The organism is Heliobacterium mobile (assembly GCF_009720735.1).
GTDB lineage: Bacteria > Bacillota > Desulfitobacteriia > Heliobacteriales > Heliobacteriaceae > Heliobacterium > Heliobacterium mobile.
Map to the genome: position 1 here is coordinate 22,371 of NZ_WNKU01000017.1, position 23,751 is coordinate 46,121.

Annotated in this window: 17 protein-coding genes; 9 read left to right on the plus strand and 8 right to left on the minus strand. The window is 50.9% G+C overall.

Annotated features, from left to right (window positions below):
* Positions 1–114 precede the first annotated feature (114 nt).
* From GJ688_RS13350 to GJ688_RS13375, 6 genes are all read right to left on the minus strand, one after another.
* Positions 115–1,485, minus strand: a complete 1,371-nt coding sequence (locus GJ688_RS13350) for an MATE family efflux transporter (protein ID WP_155477056.1) — start codon at positions 1,483–1,485, stop codon at positions 115–117.
* A 102-nt stretch (positions 1,486–1,587) separates the two neighbouring features.
* The gene (locus GJ688_RS13355) at positions 1,588–2,031 is read right to left on the minus strand and encodes a MarR family winged helix-turn-helix transcriptional regulator (protein ID WP_155477057.1); all 444 of its coding nucleotides are present in this window, start codon (positions 2,029–2,031) and stop codon (positions 1,588–1,590) included.
* 81 nt (positions 2,032–2,112) lie between these two features.
* Positions 2,113–3,468: an MATE family efflux transporter gene (locus GJ688_RS13360; protein WP_328597371.1), complete on the minus strand. Its 1,356-nt coding sequence runs from the start codon at positions 3,466–3,468 to the stop codon at positions 2,113–2,115.
* A 273-nt stretch (positions 3,469–3,741) separates the two neighbouring features.
* Positions 3,742–4,482, minus strand: coding sequence for a hypothetical protein (locus tag GJ688_RS13365; RefSeq protein ID WP_155477059.1), 741 nt, complete (start codon positions 4,480–4,482; stop codon positions 3,742–3,744).
* Positions 4,482–6,440 (minus strand): sensor histidine kinase, encoded by a 1,959-nt coding sequence (locus tag GJ688_RS13370; RefSeq protein WP_155477060.1) that lies wholly within the window; start codon positions 6,438–6,440, stop codon positions 4,482–4,484. Before GJ688_RS13370 ends, GJ688_RS13365 begins: the two co-directional genes overlap by 1 nt.
* A complete protein-coding gene (locus GJ688_RS13375) occupies positions 6,437–7,168 on the minus strand; it encodes a response regulator transcription factor (RefSeq protein WP_207708813.1) in 732 nt (243 codons plus the stop codon). The genes GJ688_RS13370 and GJ688_RS13375 overlap by 4 nt, the downstream gene beginning before the upstream one ends.
* A gap of 312 nt (positions 7,169–7,480) precedes the next feature.
* Here GJ688_RS13375 and GJ688_RS13380 point away from each other — a divergent pair, with 312 nt between their 5' ends.
* Positions 7,481–10,414, plus strand: coding sequence for a diguanylate cyclase domain-containing protein (locus tag GJ688_RS13380; protein WP_155477061.1), 2,934 nt, complete (start codon positions 7,481–7,483; stop codon positions 10,412–10,414).
* Here GJ688_RS13380 and GJ688_RS13385 read toward each other — a convergent pair.
* Positions 10,411–10,728: a nitrous oxide-stimulated promoter family protein gene (locus tag GJ688_RS13385; RefSeq protein ID WP_155477062.1), complete on the minus strand. Its 318-nt coding sequence runs from the start codon at positions 10,726–10,728 to the stop codon at positions 10,411–10,413. The genes GJ688_RS13380 and GJ688_RS13385 overlap by 4 nt on opposite strands.
* A gap of 115 nt (positions 10,729–10,843) precedes the next feature.
* Here GJ688_RS13385 and GJ688_RS13390 point away from each other — a divergent pair, with 115 nt between their 5' ends.
* From GJ688_RS13390 to GJ688_RS13420, 7 genes are all read left to right on the plus strand, one after another.
* Complete coding sequence (locus GJ688_RS13390) at positions 10,844–12,007, plus strand: iron-containing alcohol dehydrogenase (protein WP_155477063.1); 1,164 nt, start codon at positions 10,844–10,846, stop codon at positions 12,005–12,007.
* 303 nt (positions 12,008–12,310) lie between these two features.
* Positions 12,311–13,486 carry a DUF2087 domain-containing protein gene (locus GJ688_RS13395; RefSeq protein ID WP_155477064.1) on the plus strand — a complete coding sequence of 392 codons (1,176 nt, stop codon included), beginning with the start codon at positions 12,311–12,313 and terminating at the stop codon, positions 13,484–13,486.
* A gap of 345 nt (positions 13,487–13,831) precedes the next feature.
* Entirely contained in the window at positions 13,832–16,354 is a 2,523-nt protein-coding gene (gene nuoF / locus GJ688_RS13400; RefSeq protein WP_207708814.1) for an NADH-quinone oxidoreductase subunit NuoF, read from the plus strand.
* Between the two features lie 56 nt (positions 16,355–16,410).
* Positions 16,411–18,231 carry an NADH-dependent [FeFe] hydrogenase, group A6 gene (locus GJ688_RS13405; RefSeq protein WP_207708815.1) on the plus strand — a complete coding sequence of 607 codons (1,821 nt, stop codon included), beginning with the start codon at positions 16,411–16,413 and terminating at the stop codon, positions 18,229–18,231.
* A gap of 302 nt (positions 18,232–18,533) precedes the next feature.
* Positions 18,534–19,250: a glycosyltransferase family 2 protein gene (locus GJ688_RS13410; protein ID WP_155477066.1), complete on the plus strand. Its 717-nt coding sequence runs from the start codon at positions 18,534–18,536 to the stop codon at positions 19,248–19,250.
* Between the two features lie 3 nt (positions 19,251–19,253).
* A complete protein-coding gene (locus GJ688_RS13415) occupies positions 19,254–19,640 on the plus strand; it encodes a DUF2304 domain-containing protein (protein WP_155477067.1) in 387 nt (128 codons plus the stop codon).
* Positions 19,641–19,643: 3 nt separating this feature from the next.
* Complete coding sequence (locus GJ688_RS13420; RefSeq protein ID WP_155477068.1) at positions 19,644–20,609, plus strand: polysaccharide deacetylase family protein; 966 nt, start codon at positions 19,644–19,646, stop codon at positions 20,607–20,609.
* A gap of 124 nt (positions 20,610–20,733) precedes the next feature.
* On the opposite strand, the gene GJ688_RS13425 is transcribed toward GJ688_RS13420, so the two are convergent.
* Entirely contained in the window at positions 20,734–22,137 is a 1,404-nt protein-coding gene (locus tag GJ688_RS13425; RefSeq protein WP_170291976.1) for a hypothetical protein, read from the minus strand.
* Positions 22,138–22,242: 105 nt separating this feature from the next.
* Here GJ688_RS13425 and GJ688_RS13430 point away from each other — a divergent pair, with 105 nt between their 5' ends.
* Entirely contained in the window at positions 22,243–23,667 is a 1,425-nt protein-coding gene (locus tag GJ688_RS13430; RefSeq protein WP_407928957.1) for an RsmB/NOP family class I SAM-dependent RNA methyltransferase, read from the plus strand.
* Positions 23,668–23,751 lie beyond the last annotated feature (84 nt).

The window sequence follows — 23,751 nt, forward strand, 5'->3', positions numbered from 1 at the left end:
CGTAACAGACGAAAAGGAGTGCCTATCGACGTATCGATGGGCACTCCTTTTTCCCTTGATAGCCATAGATAAAGAAGCATAGATGAGCGATTTATTTTCCTTTTCATATCTGGTTCACATCTGGTTCATATCAGGCTGCGTTGCTTGAAGATTCCTTGCCTGCAGATCAGATCTGTTGATCAGATATAAAATAATCGCGAGCACAGCCGTTCCAAAGTCTGAAATCGGTAACGCATAAGCCACTCCCTCTAGGCCGTACAGTGCGTTTCCGATGACCAGAGCGGGAAGAAATATGGCTCCTTGTGAAAGGGACATGACCAAAGCGGGAATGGATTTGCCCGTCGCTTGGAACACATTCGTAAATAAAAATATGATTCCAAGAAATAGGGGGGCAATCATGGAAATACGGAATAAGGGTGTGCCAATTTTGACGATCTCGTCATTGCTAATAAACATACTTAGGACAAAACTGCTGGAGCTATAGAGAGCCAGCGTGATAAAAACACTCAACAACACAGCAATGATTCCCGTAAACTGAATAATCTCGCTCATCCGGTTTCGGTCAGCGGTATAGTTATAACCGACGAGGGGTTGAACCCCTTCACAAAGACCACTGATGATAAACTCTGGCATCATATTCATCTGTATGGCAATACCGAAAACCGCGACGAGTGCATCCCCATAGCCGGCTGCATAATTGTTCAAGGCGACCGATGATGCGAGCAATAAAAGAAAATTGATCAGAACGGGGATACCGATGGAAAAGGAATTCTTGACAATATTGAGATTACATCGAAAATATTTGACTGAAATCGAGAGCCATTGACTTTTCTTTATCAAATACCAACCATAATAAGTTACAGCCAAGCCGTTGGAAATTACCGTTGCATAGGCGGCTCCGGCCACGCCAAGATGCATACCAAAAATCATCATCGGGTCAAGGACAATATTGCTGATGGTTCCGATCAACATGCCGACCATGGATTCTTTTGCCGCACCTTCTGCGCGGACAATCTGCCCCATCGAAAAACTGAGCATGATCAAGGAACCGCCGCCGGCGATGATAGTGACGAATTTTCTAGTCGCATCAAGCGTTTCGGCACTTGTTCCGATGAAGCGTAAAATCGGCTCCATGAAAATAAGGCATAGGATCGTTAATGCGATACCTGACAATAAACAGGTGTAAAAGGAAAAGGACGATGTGGACTTTACATTTTCATAATCTTTCTCACCGAGCAAGCGAGAGATATATGTTCCACAGCCTATCCCGAAGATATTGGATACGGCCATAAATATGGTGAAGACGGGTAAGGCAAGCATTGCGGCGGCGACAAGGTTTGCATCATTCAACTGACCAATAAAAAAAGTATCCGTTAGGTTTTGTATGACACCGACGAACATGCCCAGTATCATCGGTATCGCCATGTTCGCAACCGCTTTAGGTACAGGTGCTTTTGCTAGATAGTACATATTTGCTTCTTCCATAGGTATTAACCTCCTTAAAAAAATTTTTATGTATCTTTCTAACCCCAAAATACTTAGAATTACAATAATTAGAATTCTAAGTATTTGTCTAAAAAAGCATTACTATCGCTCAAGATTTTTCGAGACCAACTGGAGCAATTCTAAAAATAAACGTTTTTGTTCTGCCGTCATACCAAGAACGATTCGATGTTCCATGTCACGAAAGACATCGTTAAATTCATCAATTAAGTCTTCGCCTTTCGTTGTAAGGGAAAGTACTTTTGCACGTCCGTCAGACACACTGGTGCTTCGTTTTACAAAACCGTTTTTTTCGAGGCCTTGTAATAAGCTTGTAATCGATGACCCTTTTAACCCCATGGCGAGCTCAATATCTTTCTGGCAGATGCTACATCCCTTTTCCTCACAGTCCCCGATATGACCGACGATCCTTGCCTGTTGATTCGTAATACCATGAGGAATAAGGTGTTCGTCGAGAATTAGCTTTAGGTTATGAACGATGTTCCGAAGATAAAAATGATAAACAAAGTCCTCTTTGTCTCCGGCCACCTGCACGAACCCCCTCTTGCAATAAACTTAGAACTCTAACTAATTATAGGCAGAAATAAAAGACCTGTCAAATAGAATCCTTTACCCACCAGCGACGGCTCCATATTTCCGCTGAAGCAAGATGAGCCGGACCGACAACAGGACTGCACCGACGGCTAACCCCGCGATCAAGCCGACCCAGTATCCGAAGGGGCCCCAGGAAGTATAGGTAGCCAATAGGTAACCGATCGGAAGGCCAGCTAACCAATAGGAAATAAAGGTGGCCAGCAGGGTCACATTGACATCCTTATACCCTCGCAGCGCCCCTTGAATGGGCGTGGCGATCGCGTCGGATAACTGAAAGAAGATGGCATATACAAGAAATTCCCGGGCTAGCTGGTGTACGGCCGTGTCTGTCGTGTACAAAGCGGCTACCTGGTCGTTAAAGAAATAGATCAAAAGGGAATTTAAAACCGCCACGATCAAGGCGAGGCCGATGCCGACCTGGATATACTGGCGTGCCTGGGCGAACCGGCCCGCACCGGCTTCAAAACCGATGACAATCGTCAGCGCCATGGAGATGCTCAAGGGGATCATGTACAGCATCGACGCCAGGTTCAGGGCGACCTGATGGGCTGCGATGGTGATGGTATCAAAGGTACTCATCAGCAAGGTGACCGCAGCAAAGATGCTCGTCTCAAAGAAAATGGCAAAACCGATGGGCAGACCAATGTGGAGTTGTTCCTTCCAGGCAGAGAAGGAGACCGGGAAAAGCCGGTCTAGGACATGGTAGGTCTGAAACCGTTTGTCACGGCGAATGACGGTAAAAGCGATCAAGGCGATACACCAGTAGGTGATCGCCGAAGCATAACCGGCTCCCACGCCGCCCAGGCGAGGAAAACCGAAGGCGCCAAAAATCAAGAGGTAGTTTAGGAGAGCGTTGATGGGGAGCGACAGCAAGGTGATCCTCATGGTAACACCCGTGTACCCCAGGGCGTCGATGAAACAACGAAACACGGTATAGACGAAGAGCGGGACGATGCCTAGCGAGAGGGCTATCAGATAGCGACCGGCGATGTCTCGGACGGGAGATTCCAGATTCATCGACTGCAATAGAGGATGCAAGGCGAAAGCGCCGCCGATCAGCACGAAGACCGACAGCAATAAGGCTACATAGACCCCCTGCACCACTGTAGCGGGAATCCGCTCGGGCCGTTTTGCACCGGCAAACTGAGCGACGATAGGCGTTACGGATGATAAGATACCTGTCAACCCGGTAAAGACCGGAAGCCAGATGCTCGATCCGATGGCCACCCCGGCGAGATCATAAGCACCTGCATTGCCGGACATGACCGTATCCAAGAAGGTCATAGCGAACAGGGCACACTGCGATACTAGGATCGGCAGTAGTACGGCGAGAAAGCGGCGGAATTTTTGCGTGATCGACAGGGTATGCAACAGGCCCTCATCCTTGCTTAAAAAATAAAGTTTATCATAGCATAGAATGAAAAGGCGTACAATGACGATAACCGATAACCGATAACCGATAACCGATAACCGATAACCGATAACCGATAACCGATAACCGATAACCGATAACCGATAATCTGTAACCTGTAACCCAAAACCAATAACCGATACCCATACCCACTTCTTATGTAATACCTAAAAAGTAGGCCCCGGATATGCACCCATGCGGTGGCATATGCGGGGCCTACTTGCGCCCATGGATTATTGCAGGCTATCGCTGTCTTCTTTGGCTGTCCGTTTGATCAGCAAGGCCAAACCGCCGATAGCCAGCAGGGCACTCATGATCACGGTACGGAGGAGGTAGCGATAATCATCAAAATAGCGAAGAATACCGAGCGATGGCAGCGGTGCATTCACCAAGGTGAGTACAGCGCCAATGAGCAGTGCGATCCCGAGGAAGGTACGATGTTGCCGCCAGTTTCCTGACCACCAGTCAAAGATACCCAGGTTTTCATCGGCGACAGCCTGACCGGACTGGAGCTTTCGTTCCGTATGATACGTTTCGAAAAAGCTGTATCCGACGAGAACAGGGATGAGCAATTCCGAATCGAAGATGAAGTTCCAACGCTCCAGGGCCAGATTTCCCCAGAAGAGAAGGAGCAGTTGCAATCCCCGCCGCATCTGACCTAAGTACATTTGCCCCAAACCGGGTATCAGTGAAAAGAAAAGTGCGATTCGCTGTCGACGCAGAAATCGCCGCGGCCTAGCCGGTTCGGAATTCGGCGCTGTGATGGTCCCACGGGGCATACTCGAGGAGCCTGAACTAGGGAAAGCCCCGCTATAACCATCTCTGGATCCGGTTTCAGAACTGCGAGCTACTTCGGCAGCACACTGCGGGCATATCCAACCTTGTTGCAGGGCTGTCAAAGGGCCGTTGCGAAAGCCGCAGAGGGTACAGGCAGCAGTTCGATCATTTACCGGGATATCGTTGTTTGTCGTCATTATTTTTCCTCCTGGACAGGTGATTCGTGCACGGTGGTTGCAATTATACCTGGTTTCGAATCAACTGCTTCTGCTTTCTCTTGATTCAAGTCAATTTTATCATCGACAGAATCCATGCTTGGCTTGCTCAAATAGGTGTCAGATTTAATGGGAGCAGAACGGGAATCTGATGAATCTATTGTATCTATTGAATTGGTTTGGGACGTAACCAACTGAGGAGTATCCATGGACTTATCGTCGTAGCCTTTGCGGGGGGAGGGAGTTTGCGGGGCAGCACAGAGGGGCAGGCGAATGAGAAAAGCGGCGCCTCCTTCCGGCGAATCGGAATCTAAGAGGATACTGCCGCCATGGGCGGCGATGATTTCCCGGCTGATGGCCAACCCTAAGCCGGTGCTGCCATTTTTGCCTCGCCGAGCCGTATCGGCACGGGCAAACCGTTCGAAAAGGCGATCGCGTACATGGGCGGGTACGCCTTTGCCGTTATCAGCGATGTGCAGGATATGACTACGCCCATCAGAACTGAGGCTGACGGTGATGCGAATTCCCGGACCATTATGTTCCGCCGCGTTTTTGATGACGTTTTTGATAGCTCGTTCCAGGTGGAGGGCATCGACCGATGACCAAAGAGGACCTTCGGGGATGTCTGCTTCAAGGCTGTCACCAGCCAGTTCAATATCGGCGAGCATGTCGGCCAGCCAACGACGGATCAACTCGGACAAGTCAGCCGGTCGCTGTTCCAAGTGAAAATCGGGGTGGATCAATTTCGCCGTCAAGAAGAGATCATCGACGATGCGCCCCATGATCAGGGATTTGGAATGAATGATGTGGCCGTATTTTTGGGCTTTGTCCGGCTCCCGATAGGCGATATCGCTGAGTGCTTCCGCGTATCCTTCGATGGAAGCGAGGGGAGTGCGCAAATCATGGGAGAGTCCCGCTAACAAGTCTCGTTGCTTACCGGCGATTTCTTGCTCCCGCTGTTGCAAGATACCCCAAGCGGCGTTCAATTGATTAAAAATAGAGAAAAGATCGCCGAACTCGTCTTTTCGCCAGGACTTGATGCGAAACTGAGTATCGCCGCGCTTCATATTCTCGAGGGCGGCTCCCAGCTTCTTCAGAGGGGACCGGAGCAGCCAGGCAAAGGCGAGGGCGGCGATCAGATCGATAACCAGCACAGCGGTGCCTGCGGTCAAGGGAATGCCGGCGAGTAAAAAGGTCTTTTCCTGAATACTTGGAGTGGACGAGGGTTCGGTTTCGTACCGTACCAGCAGAAAATAGGTTTCATCACCAAAATATAAGGGAGCCACTTCGCAGTGGATCTTGCTCTGGTGGATGGGAACGGCTGTTGTCTTAAAAAGGGAATTTAGTCCTGGCGGGTCTTCTTGTGGAGGTTTATAGGCAGCATCTAGCAGTTGAGCCATGTTGTAGCTGTTGGGAAATTGGTCGGCTGCTGCGATGGCTGGATCCTCATCGGGGTTCCAGGTGGTTTTCGTCACCAGAACCCGTCCGGTGCTGTCAAGCACCTGCACCGAAGCAGGGGAGAGGTAGAAGTTTCTATCGAACCGTAACTGCTCACGCAGGCGGTCCATGACGGGACCGTTTTCAGTGGAATGATGTTTGTCGACACTGGAGAGCTTGTCCGTTTGTTCGGTTTCTGTCTTCACAGGGGTACGGGAAGAGGATGCAGTATCAACGACCGTTTTTTCAGAGCGATTCTGCTCGTGGCTTGAAGAATATGTAGCAGAACTCGGATTCAAACCCGGATCGACCGGCTGGATAGGCTGGGCCTTAAACTGGGTTTGCCACCGGCCGATCTGCTCGGCGACGCGGCGGCGCTCATAGTCGTTATCATGAGGCTGTAGTAGTTCTTGGTAGATGATGAGACCACCGACGGCAGTGATGGCTGCAGCCACTGCGGAAACGACCAGAAAGAAGAGAAAGGCTTGGTTGCGGATCTTCATGAGCGGGCCTCCTCAGGAAGCGCTTTCAACCGGTAGCCGAGGCCGCGGATGTTTTCCAACCAATCGCCGGCACCAGGTAAAGCGTCGTCTAGCTTCCGGCGAAGGTTGCGAATATGGACCATGATGGTGTTATCGTTGTCGTAATAAGGTTCCTGCCAGACCCGTTCGTAGATTTGCTGTTTTGTATAGACCCGTCCCGGTGTTTGGGCAAACAACAACAGCAGGTCCCATTCCTTCCCTCGTAGATCAAGAGGGATCTTGTTGAGGTGAGCTTCGACGCGAACACGGTCGATTTGCAAAGGGCCAACCTGTACCAAGGGCTCCGGAATACTTCGGCGTGGACGTCGACGCAGGTGGGCGTTGATGCGAGCGACGAGTTCCCGAGGGCTAAAGGGCTTCGATACATAGTCGATGGCGCCGAGATTCAACCCTAAGACCCGATCGGGCTCGTCACCTCGAGCAGAGAGGATGAACATGGGACAATCCACTTCGTCGCGCAAAATCCGGCAGACATCTAAGCCGTTGACGTGAGGCATCATCACGTCGAGGATGATCAGATCGGGTTTTTCGGAACGGGCCAACTGCAGGGCTTGATTTCCATCGGCCGCAAGCAGCACCTGATAGCCATCGTGTTCCAGATAGCCTGCCACCAACTCCCTCAACTCCGGGTCGTCATCAGCGACGAGGATACGCAGGGAAGCCGCCTCAGCGCAAAAGGTCTTATCCAAAGGGAAGCCCTCCTTTCTGCAAATTCAATTGGATAGCTATACGGTGAAGGTCCGTCTATTCTTGTCTAGTGTAACTCATCGGTCTTATCCCTCACTTAGGGATATCTTAAAAATAGCTTAAATGAACATAAAGAATCCTTTCAATAAAAAAAGTGTCGCAACCAATTTGGTAAAGGACTTTCCCCGGTTAAAGCGAAATATGATTGTGAGAACTACCTCGTTTTTCGTTAAGAATGAGATTCCTAGTGATGAATGTTCCTTCGTATGAACAGGCTTATGTAAAGAAATAAGGCGGCACGGGAGACGATAGGCGTGAAACGGTGGTTTTCGAAAGGGAAAGAGCTATTCGATATTCGATCACTGCGTGGACTTTTACGTTTTTTCACACTCTTTTTATTAGCTATTCCGGCACTTTTGACGGTATTGATTGCCTATTACGAATATGACGATCAAAAGCACGAGGCGTTCCGTCATATCAACCATACTGTCTCCATGCAAACGGAGATCATCGATAACTGGTTTACCCAAAAGGCGGCCGAGTTGCGTGGTTTAGCTCAAATGGAATTTGTCCAACACTTGGATAAACCCATGATAAAACATAACTTTCAAGTCTTTTTGAGCAACCATAGCGATTTCAGTTGGGTCGCTTTTGTGAATACAGAAGGCTTGACGGAAATCGAATATCCCCTGGAAAAACCAGTCGACGTACGGGACCGCAATTACTTTCATAGGTCCTTACGAGGGCAAGAACATATTTCCGATGTGCTGATCAGCCGAGCTACCGGGGAGCCTGTTGTCACCTTATCTTGGCCTCTATTCAACGAAACCGGAGAATTTAAAGGCTTGGTGATCGGAACAGTAAACCTTTCGACGATCGCTTTACTGATGGAGAATTACCGTTTTGGCGAAGAGGAAGAAACCTATCTCGTCGACAGGGAAGGAAAGATGATCACCCGTTCCGGTTTTTCCTATAGTGACAGCAGCCAAAATCCCTTGCCTGAATTGAACATGGTCAATACAGAAGGGTTTCAAAAGGTGTTGCGTGGTGAGATAGAGGGCTCTGCCTACCGGGACTACCGGGGTCAGCGAGTCATCGGTGTCTCTCAATTTATACCGAAACTCGGCTGGGCCGTCATCAGTGAAATGGATGAACAGGAACTGTTGAGTCCCTTTTATCGGAAGATCGCCTTGTTCTTTGGCACCTATGTCATCCTTCTGCTGGTAGTGCTGCCGTCCATACGCCGTGTATCCGAACGGATTGAGATGCCGATCCAACGAATGATGTTAGTCTCCCGAATGATACAGGCGGGAAAGTATGAACAACTGAAATGTGACGATAGCTGCAAGTCGGAGCCGCGAGAGTTGAGTTTGCTCTGTCACACGATTCAGCAGATGGCGACGACGATCGTGGGGGACATGGAACTCCTTAACCAATCGAACCGGACCTTGATGGAATCGGAAACGAAATACCGAAGTCTCGTTCAAAACGCGATTTTCGGCGTTTACGTCCTGCAAAATGACCGGTTCCAATTCGTAAACCCACGGTTCGCTGAGTTTTTTGACTATACCGAAGAAGAAGTTTTAGCTATGTCCAACTACCTGCAACTGATCCATCCGGAAAGCCGAGAGCAGGTTCAAGAAGATGCTCGCCGTCGATTGACGAGCCAGGAGGAACCGACCCCTTACGAGATTCGAGGCATTAAAAAGGATGGCACCTCGATCTACCTGGAAGTGTTGGGTGCACCAGTTAGCTACGAAGGGAAGCCGGCCATTTTGGGGACGGTGGTTGATATTACCCGGCGAAAATTGGCTGATGAAGCGGTACGGGAGAAGGAGGCGCGTTTCCGCACCCTTGTCGAGTCTATCCGTGATCTAGTCTTTACCTTAGACATGGAAGGACGAATTACTGCAACTTACGGGAAATGGCCGGAGGCGGCTGACAACAGCCCGACTCAAATCATCGGAAAGCATATCGGTCAGGTAATTGCTGACACCGAGCCTTTTTGGGACGGTGAACAACCCCAGTTGTGGGCACAGCGGGGGGATTCCATCTTCGTCGAGTGGACTATGCACCTTCCCGAAGGCACGCGCTTCTACCACATATCCCTGTCTCCCATCGGGACGACAGCCGGTGATGTGATCGGTATGGTCGGAATCGGGCGGGACATGACAGAACGGCGACAGATGGAGGAACAACTTCGCTATTATTGCTCCCACGATCCGTTGACCGGTTTGTACAATCGAGCCCATTTTCAAGAGGAAATGAGCCGTTTGGCCGGATCTACATCGCCGGTCGGAGTCATTATTTGCGATGTCGATGGGCTGAAAAGTGTAAACGATACCTTAGGACATCCCGTGGGGGATATGCTGTTGACGGGTATCGGCCAAGCGCTTACGCGCTGTGTCCGTGCGAGCGATGTGGTGGCACGCATCGGAGGGGATGAGTTCGCCATCCTTTTGCCGGAGGGGGACGGGAAGGCGGCGCAACGCATCAGCCAACGAATTCGCCTCGCCGTTGATGCACTGAACGTCGTCCATCCCGAACTGCCCCATTACGTGTCGTTAGGGTATGCCGTAAAAGTTGGCGCGGAAAAAAGCATGATAGAAGTGTTTCGAGACGCTGACGATAACATGTACCGTGAGAAGATGCGCCATAAGAGCCGGGTCCGCAAAATCATCCTTCGAGCGTTGACCATGAAATTGGACACGAAAGAACGAGATTTGATGGGACATATGCAGCGCGTCGGCGATTTAGCCGCCCGTCTCGGTGCGGCGGCCGGATTACGGGCAGACCAGGTGGATAATTTGCGCTTGGCCGGTGAATATCACGATGTTGGTAAAGTGGCCGTTTCCCGGGATATCTTAGGTAAAAAGGGTATGTTGGCCCCGGAGGAGTATTTGGAGGTTCAGCGCCATAGTGAAGTCGGCTACCGGATCGCCCAGTTGAAGACGGAAATTGCCCATGTGGCGGAATGGATTTTATTTCACCATGAGCGTTGGGATGGCAGCGGCTACCCGCAACAATTAGCCCGTGAGGGAATCCCCTTTGAATCCCGAATTTTAGCGATCGTCGATGCCTACGATGTGATGACCCATAACCAGCCCTATCGACATAGCTTGACGCCTCAGGAGGCGGTGGCGGAACTGCGGCGTTTTTCGGGCACACAGTTTGATCCGCAGCTGGTCGGTATTTTTGTCGGTCTGATTGAATCGATGATTGCATCGACAGAGGAAGGGAAGAACTAAGGTTTTCCGATTCCATCGACGAGATGCCAAAAGGCCAAGATGGGATGTTTCGTCAGCATTTTAGGTCCAGAGAAACGCATGACCGCGGTGATTTTCTCCCGCATATCTTTTTTGTAGCAGTGAACCGGGCATCTACCACAAGTCGATTTTTGTTCACCAAATTTGCATCGCTCCAAGCGAGCGAAGGCATAGTTGATCAACTCTTGGCAATCGGGGCAGAGGCCGCCGTCATGGCCATGGTGGGCGTCACAATAGATCTGAATCATCGCGTGAACTGTTTTCTTTTCCCGGGTGCTCCTTCCGTTGTTCTGCATAGTAAAGTTCCTTTCTTTAATGATAGGAGGACTGTGGCTGTTGTCAGTAGAATTGGACGGGTATGATGAACGTGGGAATTAGATGGAACTTTTTTAGAAAAAGGATGAAGTTTCAATGGTTGAAAAAATCGTACTCGGAGGCCAGGCTATCGTCGCGGGGCGAGGCTCCATAGAACACGTAAAAACGCTGGAAGCCAAACGAGCCATGATCGTCACTGGTGGGCAATCGATGTTTGCCAACGGTGCCATCGGCCGTATTGAAGAGATATTTCAGCAAAAGGGATGTGCCACATCGGTCTTTTCGGGCATCGGTCCCAATCCAGACACCAGCATCGTGTTACAGGGACTCGAACAGATGAGAGCCTTTGAGCCGGACGTGCTCATCGCCATCGGGGGCGGATCTGCGCTCGATGCGGCCAAAGTGATGAGCCTTTTTTATGAATACCCTCAGATTACTTTTGAAAATGTCCTCACCGTCCCGCTTCCTGAGCGGCGGCAGAAGCTGACCCTTGTGGCCATCCCGTCCACTTCCGGCACGGGAAGTGAGGTAACCAAAGCGTCGGTCATCACTTTCAAAGAACAGAACTTGAAAATCGGACTGAAAACAACGGCCATGATCCCGGACATTGCGATCCTGGACGGAGAGATTACGATGTCTATGCCGCCCCATGTGGTTGCCGAGACAGGCATGGATGCGCTGACTCATGCCGTCGAAAGCTACATCAACCGGAACATGGGCGCATTTATGGAGCCCTTAGCCCGGGGCGCTGTAGAGGGGATCTTTGCCAATCTACCGGCTTCTTACCTGGAAAAAGACCCGGAAAGCCGCGATAAGATGCATTTGTACCAGTGCATGGCCGGGTTGGCTTTCAATCATGCCGGATTGGGAATGGCCCACGGTATCGCTCACGCAGTCGGCGGCAGGTTCGGTCTCGGTCACGGGTTGCTCAATGCCATTTTATTGCCCTATGTGCTGCGGTTCAATCGACGCGATAGGGAAGTGACCTTGAAATTGCAGCGATTAGCCCATAGCATCGGCAGTGATGACTTCGTCGATTCGGTCGAGCAATTGAACCGGACGCTGCAAATTCCCTCCTCCTTCCGGGAAGCAGGAATTTCTCGAGAAAATTTTGAAAAAGACTTTTCGAACCTCCAGGAAAACGCCATGAAGGGATCGACCCGTGCCAATCCGGTGCCGGTGAGGGCGGACCAGATGGCCTCCTTTTTACAAGGAGTCTTCCAGGGGGATGTTGAGGCCATTCAAGCGATCCCTCAGTAGGCAGCCCTTATTCAGCATCGGTAGTGCCTATTGAACCCAGTGTACCACTAAGCACCTAACTTCCGCTTGAAAAATAGGGCGGCTCCACTTGTTTGGAAGACAGATGTTGAAACAGAAAAGCCGTTTTTTGGGTATAAGCAAGCTGGCCCGATGACTCTTCCGGGCCAGCTTGCTTTTTATATTGACCGGGCAAAGAAAAGGCACAAAGGCTTTTGTAAAGAAACCCAGGCGCCGGGGTGTTGACAAAAAGCAAACGTTTTCGTATTATGTCTATGTATTAACGGACTAAAGGAGATAACATCTATGAATAACGATTCTTTTTGGGAGGCTAACTTGGACGAGATAAAACGCGGATATCGCTGGGATGAAAAAATGGAAAGCTTCGTTTGTATCGTCTGTGGCGCCGCCTTTTTGCAAGGACAGGTTTTTCCGATAGAGGACCGTTTTTTTGATGCGGAAAAGTCGGCGAAGCTGCATGTGGCCCAGGAACATGGATCGATGTTTCAAGTCCTGCTCGGGTTAGATAAAAAGTACACTGGAATCACGGATCACCAGAAAAAACTGCTGACGTTCTTCTATAAGGGCTACAGCGATAAAGAGATCTGTGACGAACTGGGCGGCAGTGCCTCAACAATACGAAACCACCGGTTTAACTTAAAGGAAAAGGAACGGCAGGCCAAAGCCTTCCTAGCCATGATGGAGTTATTGAAAGACACCCTCGATAAGAGAGACAAGTCCGAAGACACCAAGGGGAACCCGAAAGGCGGCACTGCATCTCCGGTGATTACGGAGGCAGAGGCCGAGAAGGTGTTGCGCAGTTGTTTCAAAGAGGGGCTAGAGGGACCGCTGACCCGTTTCCCGGACAAGGAAAAGCGAAGAATCATCATTCTGAACCACCTGATCAGGAAGTTTGCACAAAACCGAAAATACAACGAAAAAGAGGTCAACGAGATCATTAAAGAAGTTTACCCCGACTATGCCATTATCCGCCGTTGTTTCATCGACTATGGTTTCATGGAACGAGCCGACGACGGCAGCGCCTATTGGGTCAAGGCCGATGGGAATTCGGATGATAGTTTGGAGCAAGTTCAAGCAGAGAAGGGAGACAGCATGGATAAAGAACGACGTTCTCAGATTAAACGGGAATATAAAGAGTCCTTTCGAGATATGGGGATCATTCAGATCAAGAATCAGCAAACGGGGAAGGTCTTTATCGAGACCAGCAAAAATCTTTCGGCGGCCTTCAACAAAAACCGGTTTACCTTGATGCATGGGGCTCACCGGAACAAAGAGTTGCAACAAGATTGGAACACCTATGGAGCGGATCAGTTTACCTTTGAAGTGCTTGAGCAGATCAAACCGACAGAAGAAGTCAACCGCGATTGCACAGAAGAGTTGAAGATGCTCGAGGAAATCTGGATGGACAAACTGCAACCGTACGGGGAAAAAGGGTATCATAAGATCCCGAAAGAGAGGTAAGCACCGAAAGACAAGTAAGCGATCGAGGAACATCAACGACGATTGTTTCGACGATTGTTTCATAGCAGCAATAAGGAGAGCGACTTAAAGCATTAGGTCGCTCTCCTTATGTTTTCATTCGGTTGCATGTATATATTTTTAAAAAAATTACAGAGATTCCCCAAAAACGCTTCGACATAGGTGTTCGATATGATATAAGTAATTTGAATGAAAAAGCAACAAAAGAACTTGTAATTGTACGAACATAAATATCTGAATAGTGATATAATTCACTTATACGTAAAATTATTCGGTATACTGAAATTTTCCGATTATTGTCTGCAGCCAATGGAAAGGAGCGCTTCTATGGAACGACTCGATGATCTGAATAAAATCATCAGCCAGTACAAGGATAGCCCGGGCCAATTGATTCGCATTTTGCAGAAAGCACAGGAACTGTATGGCTACCTCCCCGAAGATATCCTCGGCTATATCGCCGATAAGGTTGGCTTGCCTCTCAGTGAAGTGGCCGGTGTAGTCACCTTTTACAGCCTCTTTACGACGAAACCGAAGGGTAAACATACAATCAGCGTCTGCCTGGGTACAGCCTGCTATGTCAAGGGCGCTCCCAATGTGCTCGAAGCGATCAAAAAGGAACTGGCCGTCGACATGGATCAGACGACGGCCGATGGCCTATTTACGTTGACAAATACACGCTGTGTCGGTGCTTGCGGATTGGCGCCGGCGGTGCTTATCGATGGGGAAGTCCACGGCAGGGTCAAAGCCTCTGACGTGCCTGAACTGATTCGGCAATATCGACAGCGTGATCAGGAGGGTGGCACAACAACGGAAGCCGATACGGGTACCAATACTGTAACCGATAAAACGGACAGTTTGAAAAATCACCTACCGCCAAGCCAAGCAGAACCGATCATAGGACCCGTGCTGTCGCTGCAACGGTTAGAACAGATCCGCCACAGCTATGCTGTGCGATACATCCAGCGGATGCACCCTGATCAAGTACCAGATTGGGTATTCCAAAAAGCTGATCATACCTTGGCAGCAGTGCCAGCGGCGAAGTCATACCGGCACCAGATCCTCGTCTGTGCAGGTACGGGCTGTACGTCGTCCCGTAGCGCGGAAATCCAGTCCACCCTGCGGCGGGAACTACAGGCGCAGAGCTTAGATGGGGAAATTGCTGTTGTACATACAGGTTGTTTCGGCTTTTGTGAACTGGGACCGATCCTGGTCGTTCATCCGGAGCGCGTCTTTTACTGCCAAGTGACTCCCAACGATGTGCCGGAAATTGTAGAACGCCACATCGTTCAGGGACAGACGGTAGAACGCCTTCTCTATAAACACCCGCCCGAAGGAGCATCTCGAAAGACCATCGATGAAAACGAGTTCTTCCATCCTCAGATCCGGGTCGCTCTGCGCAACTGCGGCATCATCGATCCGGAAAACATCAATGAGTATATTGCCAGCGGCGGTTATTTCGGCCTGGCGAAAGCGCTCACCGCTATGAAGCCTACAGAAGTGATCGAGACGATCACCTGTTCCGGTCTTCGAGGCCGGGGAGGTGCCGGCTTTTTAACAGGTCGAAAATGGGCCTATACGGCTGCCGTAAAAGAAACCGTAAAATACGTGGTATGTAACGCCGATGAAGGCGACCCGGGGGCCTTCATGGATCGGAGCATACTCGAGGGCGACCCCCATGCCGTCCTTGAAGCGATGACGATCGCCGGATATGCCATCGGTGCCCAGCAGGGTTTTGTCTATGTTCGGGCCGAGTATCCCATCGCTGTTCACCGCCTTGAAGTCGCCATCGATCAAGCACACCAGGCCGGGCTGCTCGGTCAAAACATCTTGGGAACAGGATTCTCCTTTGATATCGAGATTCGCCTAGGTGCGGGTGCTTTTGTCTGCGGTGAAGAGACGGCCTTGCTGAATTCGGTAAGCGGCAAACGAGGCGAACCGCGAACCCGTCCGCCCTATCCCGCTGTCAGCGGCCTCTGGGGCAAACCGACGCTGCTCAACAATGTGGAGACCTATGCCAACATCCCTCAAATCATCTGTAAGGGTGCCGATTGGTACGCTGCGATGGGTACGAGCGGCAGCAAGGGAACAAAGATTTTCTCCTTGGCCGGGAAAATCAACAATACGGGACTCATCGAAGTGCCGATGGGGACGTCACTGCGTACCATCATCTATGGCATCGGTGGTGGTATTCCCAAAGGCAAAGCGTTTAAGGCTGTTCAGACCGGCGGTCCTTCTGGCGGTTGCTTACCGGCTGAGTATCTCGATATTCCCATCGACTACGACAGCTTGATGAAAATCGGCTCCATGATGGGCTCCGGCGGGCTCATCGTCATGGATGAGACGGACTGTATGGTTGATATCGCCCGTTTTTATCTTGAATTCACCCAAGATGAGTCTTGTGGAAAGTGTACTCCTTGCCGTATCGGCACCCGCCGTCTGTTAGAGATTATCACCCGTATCACCGAGGGCAAGGGAACCATGAAAGACCTTGAGCTCTTGGAAGAACTCGGCCACGACATCAAGGAAGCCTCCCTCTGCGGTTTAGGACAGACGGCACCGAATCCAGTGTTGAGCACCCTGCGTCATTTCCGCCATGAATACGAAGCCCACATCAAAGAAAAACGCTGTCCTGCCGGTGTCTGCCCAGCCTTAAAGCCGAAAGGCAAGTATAGGATCGACGGGGAGAAATGCCGTCGCTGCGGGCTCTGTGTGAAAGTGTGCCCGGTAAAGGCCATCTCCGGCGAGATTCGCAAGACGCCCTTTGCTATCGATGCGAAGCTGTGCATTGCTTGCGGCGCTTGCGCCCAAAAATGTCCGGTCCATGTGATCGCACAGGAGGGAGAACGATGAAGCTCGATCTGGAACGGTCCTTTTTCCCGGGGATGCTGGGATTTGACCCTAACGAAATGCATCCTAAAGAACATACCCATCCCTCGAATTTTTTCGGTCCTCAAAAAGTACGCCTCGAAATCGACGGACGCCCTGTCGAAATCGAGGCGGGCAAAACGGTGCTAGATGCGGCCCGGGAAGTGGGCATTACGATTCCCAGTCTCTGCTACCTCCGGGAAATCAACGCGATCGGCGCCTGCCGGGTTTGCCTGGTGGAAATCGAGGGGCAGCGATCTTTACAAGCCTCCTGTGTCTACCCGGTGGCAGAGGGACTCAAAGTGTACACGAACACGCCGCGAGTCCGCAAAGCCCGCAAGCGCGTGGTCGAACTGATTTTATCGGACCACTCGCGCGAATGCACCTCCTGTATCCGCAACCTCAACTGTGAGTTGCAAAACATCGCCGATAATCTAGGGATCCGTCGCGTTGAGGTACATGGAGAAGCCCACCAACTCCTTATACAGGAGAATAACCCTTCCATTCGCCATGATCCCAACAAGTGCATCCATTGCCGTCGCTGCGAAAACATCTGCGCCAAGGTTCAGGAAAACTGTGTCATCGCCGCCCAAAATCGCGGCTTTGATACGATCATCGCCCCGGCCTTTTCCCGGGATATGGGCGATGTGGACTGCATCATGTGCGGTCAATGTGTCCTCTCTTGTCCCGTCGGTGCCCTCACGGAAAAAGAATGCATCGACGATGTTTGGAAAGCCCTCGCCGACCCGGGAGTTCATGTGGTTGTCCAGACAGCTCCTTCCATCCAGGTCACATTAGGAGAAGCCTTCGGGCTGCCTGTGGGTACAAAAGTGACCGGCAAGATGGTAGCGGCGCTGCGCCGCCTCGGATTCAACCAGGTCTTGGCGACAGATTTTGCGGCGGACCTGACGATCGTCGAAGAGGCTTATGAGTTTTTGCACCGTTTTCAAGCCGGTCAGTTGCCTTTCTTCACGTCCTGCTGCCCAGCCTGGATCAAGCTGGTCGAACATCACTATCCCCAGTTCATCCCGAACCTCTCGACCTGCAAATCGCCCATGTCTATGTTCGGTGCTTTGACGCGGTACACATACCATCAAGAACGAAACCTTCCCAAGGAGAAGGTCGTTTCCGTTGCTGTCATGCCCTGTACGGCGAAAAAGTATGAAGCTGCCCGCCCTGAGCATGGTCATGATGGACGTTCCGATGTGGATTATGTCTTAACCACCCGGGAACTGGTGCGCATGATTCGAGAGGCTGGCATCGAGTTTTCTGAGCTGCCCGATGAACCTTTTGATTCGGCCTTCAGGGAAGTAACCGGTGCGGGAACGATCTTTGGGGCCACGGGCGGTGTCATGGAAGCCACATTACGGACGACGAGCTGGGTCCTTTTAGGCAATGGAACTGGGCAGAGCGACAAGGAAAAACCGGCGCCGATCGAGTTCCGGGAGGTTCGCGGGGAAAAAGGCTTAAAACTGCTCCATGTCAATCTCGGCGAATATGACATCCGTGTGGCTGTCGCCCACGGGACAGGAAACGCCCGTCGCGTCCTTGAGGCGATTCAGGCCGGGGAGAGGATCGATTTTGTCGAAGTGATGGCTTGTCCCGGCGGCTGTGTCGGCGGCGGCGGTCAACCGATCCTCGGCGGCCGCGATCATAAGAAAGTCTCCCTCGATTATCGTCATGACCGTGCCGACGCTCTCTATGACATCGACAGCCACAAAAATTTGCGCTACAGCCACGAGAACCCCGTCGTCCAACTGCTTTACCGGGAGATTCTTGGTCATCCGGGCAGTGAACTGGCCCACCGGCTCCTGCATACCGAGGGATACCAAGATCGTGTAAAGGATGATTTCAAGCGGTAAAGGAACTTGTTTCATGGAACCATCTATATATAACCGTAACGGATTCTAAAGGGTGAGCTCTGCTTGAACCAGTAAAGTGAGCTTTTGGTTGAACCCTTTATTTAACGGAAAAGATCCTAACTGCAGGTGAAGGTTAGGATCTTTTCCTTTTCATGAGTTAGTGCACGTCCGCCTAATTCCTGAGAAGGTGAGCAAGAGAGTCCACACATTGAAAATTACCGGCCACTATGCTATCCTTGTCCTGCGCTTATACAGATAATGGCTGCAACCTGTCCAAGGCCGCAGGAGTATGAGGAGGCCCGATGGAAAAGAAAAAAGTGCTCATCATCATACCGGCCTATAACGAACAAAACAGCATACCTACAGTCTTACGCAAAATCCAGGCTTTGCCGGAACAATACGATATTGTCGTCATCAACGACGGATCTAAGGATAACACTTCCCTGGCAGCCCGGAGCGTCAACGGCGTCACCGTGATCGACTTGCCCCACAACTTAGGTATCGGTGGCGCCATGCAGACCGGTTATATCTTCGCTCATCGCCGCGGTTATGACATCGCCGTCCAAGTTGACGCCGACGGACAGCATAATCCCGATGATCTGCCTAGACTCCTCGCCCCGCTGATTCGTGGGGATGTCAACATGACCGTCGGATCCCGGTACGTAGAAAAAACAGCCTATCGTTCCACGATCATGCGCCGTCTGGGCATGGTCATTTTTTCGTTGGTCGTCAGCTTGATTACGGGTCAAAAGTTCACCGATACAACCTCCGGCTACCGCGCCGTCGATCGGGAGATCATCGCTTTCTATGGGCGTAACTATCCGACGGACTACCCGGAAGTGGAAGCACTCGTTTTGCTGAAACGAGCCGGTTTTCGCATCGCCGAGGTCTCCGTAGGCATGGATGCTCGACAAGCGGGCACCTCTTCGATTACACCGCTCAAATCGATTTACTATATGATCAAAGTGCTCTTGGCGATCTTGATCAATGTGGTACGGCCAAAGCTCAAGGGGGCCTAACCGATGGAGTTGACTGTTTACAACTATGCCACCGTTATCAGCGTCATTTTCCTCGGCTTTGTCCTGGAAATGGTGCGCCGCTATTCCTTAAAAGAGCAGTACTCCATCCTCTGGCTCTTGGTGGCCGCTCTCATGCTGCTGCTGTCGTTGAAACATGAACTCCTAGAATGGATTGCCCAAGCCCTGGGCATCTACTATGCACCGGCGGCATTGTTCTTTTTCGGCCTGATCTTTTGCTTTTCTTTGATCCTGCATTTTTCTGTGATCATTTCCAAATTAGACTCCAAGCACACCCGGGTCGTGCAAGAAGTGGCGTTGCTCAACCAACGCATCCGGGAGTTGGAGGAACGCATGGCAGACACTCAACCGAATCCGCGAAAAGGGGCGTAAATAATGCTTACAAAGTCGGGCGGGTATCGATACCGACAATACTTTCTTTATACTGGACTGTTTCTTTTTCTGTTCTTACTGATCGTGGGATGTTCGAAAACGGCACCGCCGTCGCCATCATCTACCGAATCCACGGTACCCCAAGCATCGACACAGACAGAGTCAAAACAGCCGCAGGACCAAGGGCCTTTTCTAAAAAAGGGAGAACCCATCTATATGCTCATGTATCACCATTTTGCCCCGCGAGGCTACTGGCCCAAGCAGGCAGTCGCTGTCTATGTGGACGATTTTTCGGAGCAGATGGACTATTTGCAACAGGAAGGCTATCACGTGGTGGCGCTGCGTCAAGTTTGGGATCATTATAAAAACGGAACGCCGTTGCCTCAAAAACCGGTTGTCATCACGCTCGATGACGGGTATGAATCGAGTTATCAACTGGCCTATCCCGTCTTAAAGAAACATAACTATCCCTTTACCATTTTCCCAGTGGTGAATTGGTTACAATTTGAGAAGTCCAACAAACCCTACGCTCCCGATAAGTCAGACTACCTTTCCTGGCCGCAGATGGATGAGATGGTCGCTAGCGGACTTTGTGATGTACAATCGCACACCTTTGATTCTCACGATAAGGTGAACGGAATTTCAGTACTGATCACAAAAATAAAGAAGGCGAACGGCCAACTGGAGACGACAGAAGAAGCCAACAGCCGCGTAAAAGAAGACTTGCGGCAAGCGAAAACCTTTATCGAGCAACGTTATGGCTGGGATGTCTATGCACTGGCTTACCCTTACGGAGAATATGATGAAAAAGTCATGCAGACGATGGATGAATTAGGCTACGGCATGGGTCTATGCATGAGTAAAATCAAACATAAGAACAACCTTAAAGCGATCGCCCGGATCCCGGTCGCACAGAGTGACGGTCTGAACGGGTTTATTCAACGGTTAAAATCAAAACAAGCACAATAAGAAAATGGCTAGGCGTACGCCTAGCCATTTTCTACATCTCTCATAATTCGCTAGAAAAGACCATGGATGGATAACACACTTATGTCCCTTTATCGTCGTCGATCGTCCGATTACCTCGACGATCCTAATAGGCCAATCCTTGTCCGTACTCATAGTAATCGGAGTAATCCGGTTCATACCAGCGCAGGGAGATGCTCGGCCGTCCTGTATGATCGGCAGGATTTCGAGTGATGAACTGGTCAGGAATCTGCCGATCGCCATAAAAGAGTCGAACCGTTGAAGGATCGTTGCAATAGAAGGTCGTCCCGCGTAAATCGTCGAAGGATGGTTTGAAGCTGCCCAAATGGGGATCATCAACGGTACCTAGAATAATAGACTGACCTTCGCTATCGGCCTGGACTTGAAACCGCAAAAAGTTGTTGACCTGATTGTAACGCAGTAACCGGGAGGTTCGTGCGACCAACAAAGTCCCTTGATGGAACAGTTCCGAAATCCGGCGCAATGGCCCCAGTGCTTCTTCAGGAAAAGCGAGATACAGATCGATAGGGCCGCCTAAATGCTGCGCAAGGGAACAAAAACCGCCATGTTCGATCAACCGAGACAGATTATCTTCGGTTACTTGCCGCTGCAGCAGGTAGGGGCTCCAGAGAAAATCGGGGTTTTTGGGAAACCAATGTTTCGCACAAGAGTAACGATGAAAACCCCAGACCTTTTGACCGTCACCGAGCACAATCGGATAAATGAGATCGGAACGGCTAAAATCAACCTCATCGGCAGAACTAGCGGAATGCCAGACAAAACGGATCCCGTAGGGAATCAACAAGTCTGTATGGTAATAGGGAGATGAAGGATCATCACCGCCTTGATAAGTCCGTGGAGACCCTTTGTGCCCCAGATTCTGCACGTTGGAACTGTTTCCGTGATCGATCCAGACGGTATACTGTAATCCCCGGCGTTTCCATTCAGTGATGCTTCGTTCGGCGATAGCGCGGGTGAAAGAAGTCGGGCCGGGGTCGTTCCGGTTAAAATCACCGTAGCTGTGGACCGAGTCGATCCAACCGCAACGGGTATATTTACGGATCAACAGCGCCGCATACTCTTCCTTCATAGCGATACTGCTCCAGTAACTCATCTGCTGGCGTATGGTCTTGCCCTCGCGGTCGATGGTACCGGGCCAGTCCGAATCGACGACCATCCAACAGGAGTTGCCCACATCCAGGCCGAGGCCTTTTCCGGTTTCGGTTTCCCGGTCGGTATTTAAAAACTGGTGGATCATGCCGAACTCTTTGGGCGATGAGCCATCGATGTCCGAGGTGATGCTCATACTCGCCCGATAAGGATAAGGATGCCTGCGCAGCTCGATATCCGGTGCTTCCGGTAAAGAACGGGGCGTCCACTGATTTACCGGTTTTTGATAAAATAGATGGTGACGCTTGCTTTCCCACAAAGCCAAGGCACCGACGGCGGCAGCGCCGACGCCAGCGGCAAGAAAGGAGCGCCGGCTCATAAGCCTATTTCCCTTAATCATGTCCTTCTCCTTAAGTACGCTCCGGCTATTGCGGAAACACATAAAGAGCGTACTAAAGTCTCACGTTGAAGTCAATGCAAGCAAATAAAAGCAGAAGTAAGGTGTATGATGATAAACGTTCCGGAAGAGTTTCAATCTAGAATAAAGCAAATATTGCCGGAAGATGAATTTAATCGTTTTATGCAGAGCTATCAGGAGAATCCGGCACAGGGACTTCGACTGAATCCGCTAAAAGGGGTAAATCCGGAGATTCTCCCTTCCATCCCCGTCACCCCCACGCCTGTTCCCTGGTGTGACTTTGGCTATTATTACGAGGAAGGACAGCGCCCGGGAAAACATCCCTTCCACGCCGCCGGGTTGTACTATATCCAAGAACCGAGCGCCATGGCGGTGGTAGAAGCACTTCAACCGGAACCGGGAGAACGCATTTTGGATTTATGTGCCGCTCCCGGTGGAAAGGCCACCCAGATTGCTGGATATCTTCGCCACGAGGGGCTGCTTGTGGCGAACGAAATCCACCCGAAGCGCAACAAGGCCCTATCGGAAAACTTAGAACGCTGGGGTGCCCGCAATATCCTCGTGACGAACGAACCGCCGGACAAACTCTCCCGCTGGTTCCCGGAATATTTCGACCGCATCGTCGTCGATGCGCCCTGTTCTGGCGAAGGAATGTTCCGAAAGCTGCCCGAAGCGATCGAGGACTGGTCGGAAGAAAAAGTAGCTCACTGTGCCGCGCTGCAACAAGAGATCCTCCCGGAAGCCGTGAAAATGCTCAAACCGGGCGGGGTCATGGTCTACTCGACCTGTACCTTTTCAGCGGAGGAAAACGAAAAACAGATCGAAACGTTCTTGGAGATGTACCCGGAGTTTACCCTGGAACCGGTACTTTGCGCCGAATTTTTTCAAGCGGCTACGCTTCCTCACACGGTCCGGCTCTGGCCTCACAAACTCCGAGGGGAAGGGCACTTTATCGCCCGGCTGCGAAAAAGAAACTCCCTTGATAGTGCGATAGGGCCATCGGTAAACCGAGCGAGCAGAGAGAGCGCTAAGGCAAAAAAAGGCCCCGATCGAGGGCGTAAGGAGCAAAACCTGTCTGCCAGCCTTCCATCCCTGCCCGCCGATGTGTACCGCTGGTACGAAAGGTTTTGTCAAGAAAGCCTGAATACAGTCCCGCAAGGCCCTTATCTGCTTTTTGGCGATCAACTCTATGCGGTCTCCGAAGAACTTCCCTCTTTGGAACGGTTGAAAGTCACCCGAACAGGTTTGCATTTAGGAACGATTAAAAAAGGACGTTTTGAACCGGCCCATGCACTGGCCCTTGCTCTTTCTCCGGGGGAATGGAAAAAGAGCGTCGATCTATCGCCGGACAGTGACGAGGTATACCGGTACTTGCGAGGAGAAAGCCTGTCTGTGCCCAACCGGGATGGGGGATGGACGATCGTCACGGTAAGCGGTTATCCCATCGGGTGGGGAAAAGTCGCCGAAGGACAGTTGAAAAATCATTACCCGAAAGGGCTCCGCTGGACATGAAAAATGACGTCGATAGTTAATGATGTCTATTCCCCTGGCAGTACCGCTTCGACAGTAAAAGGTTTATTTTGCAGAGAACGAAAA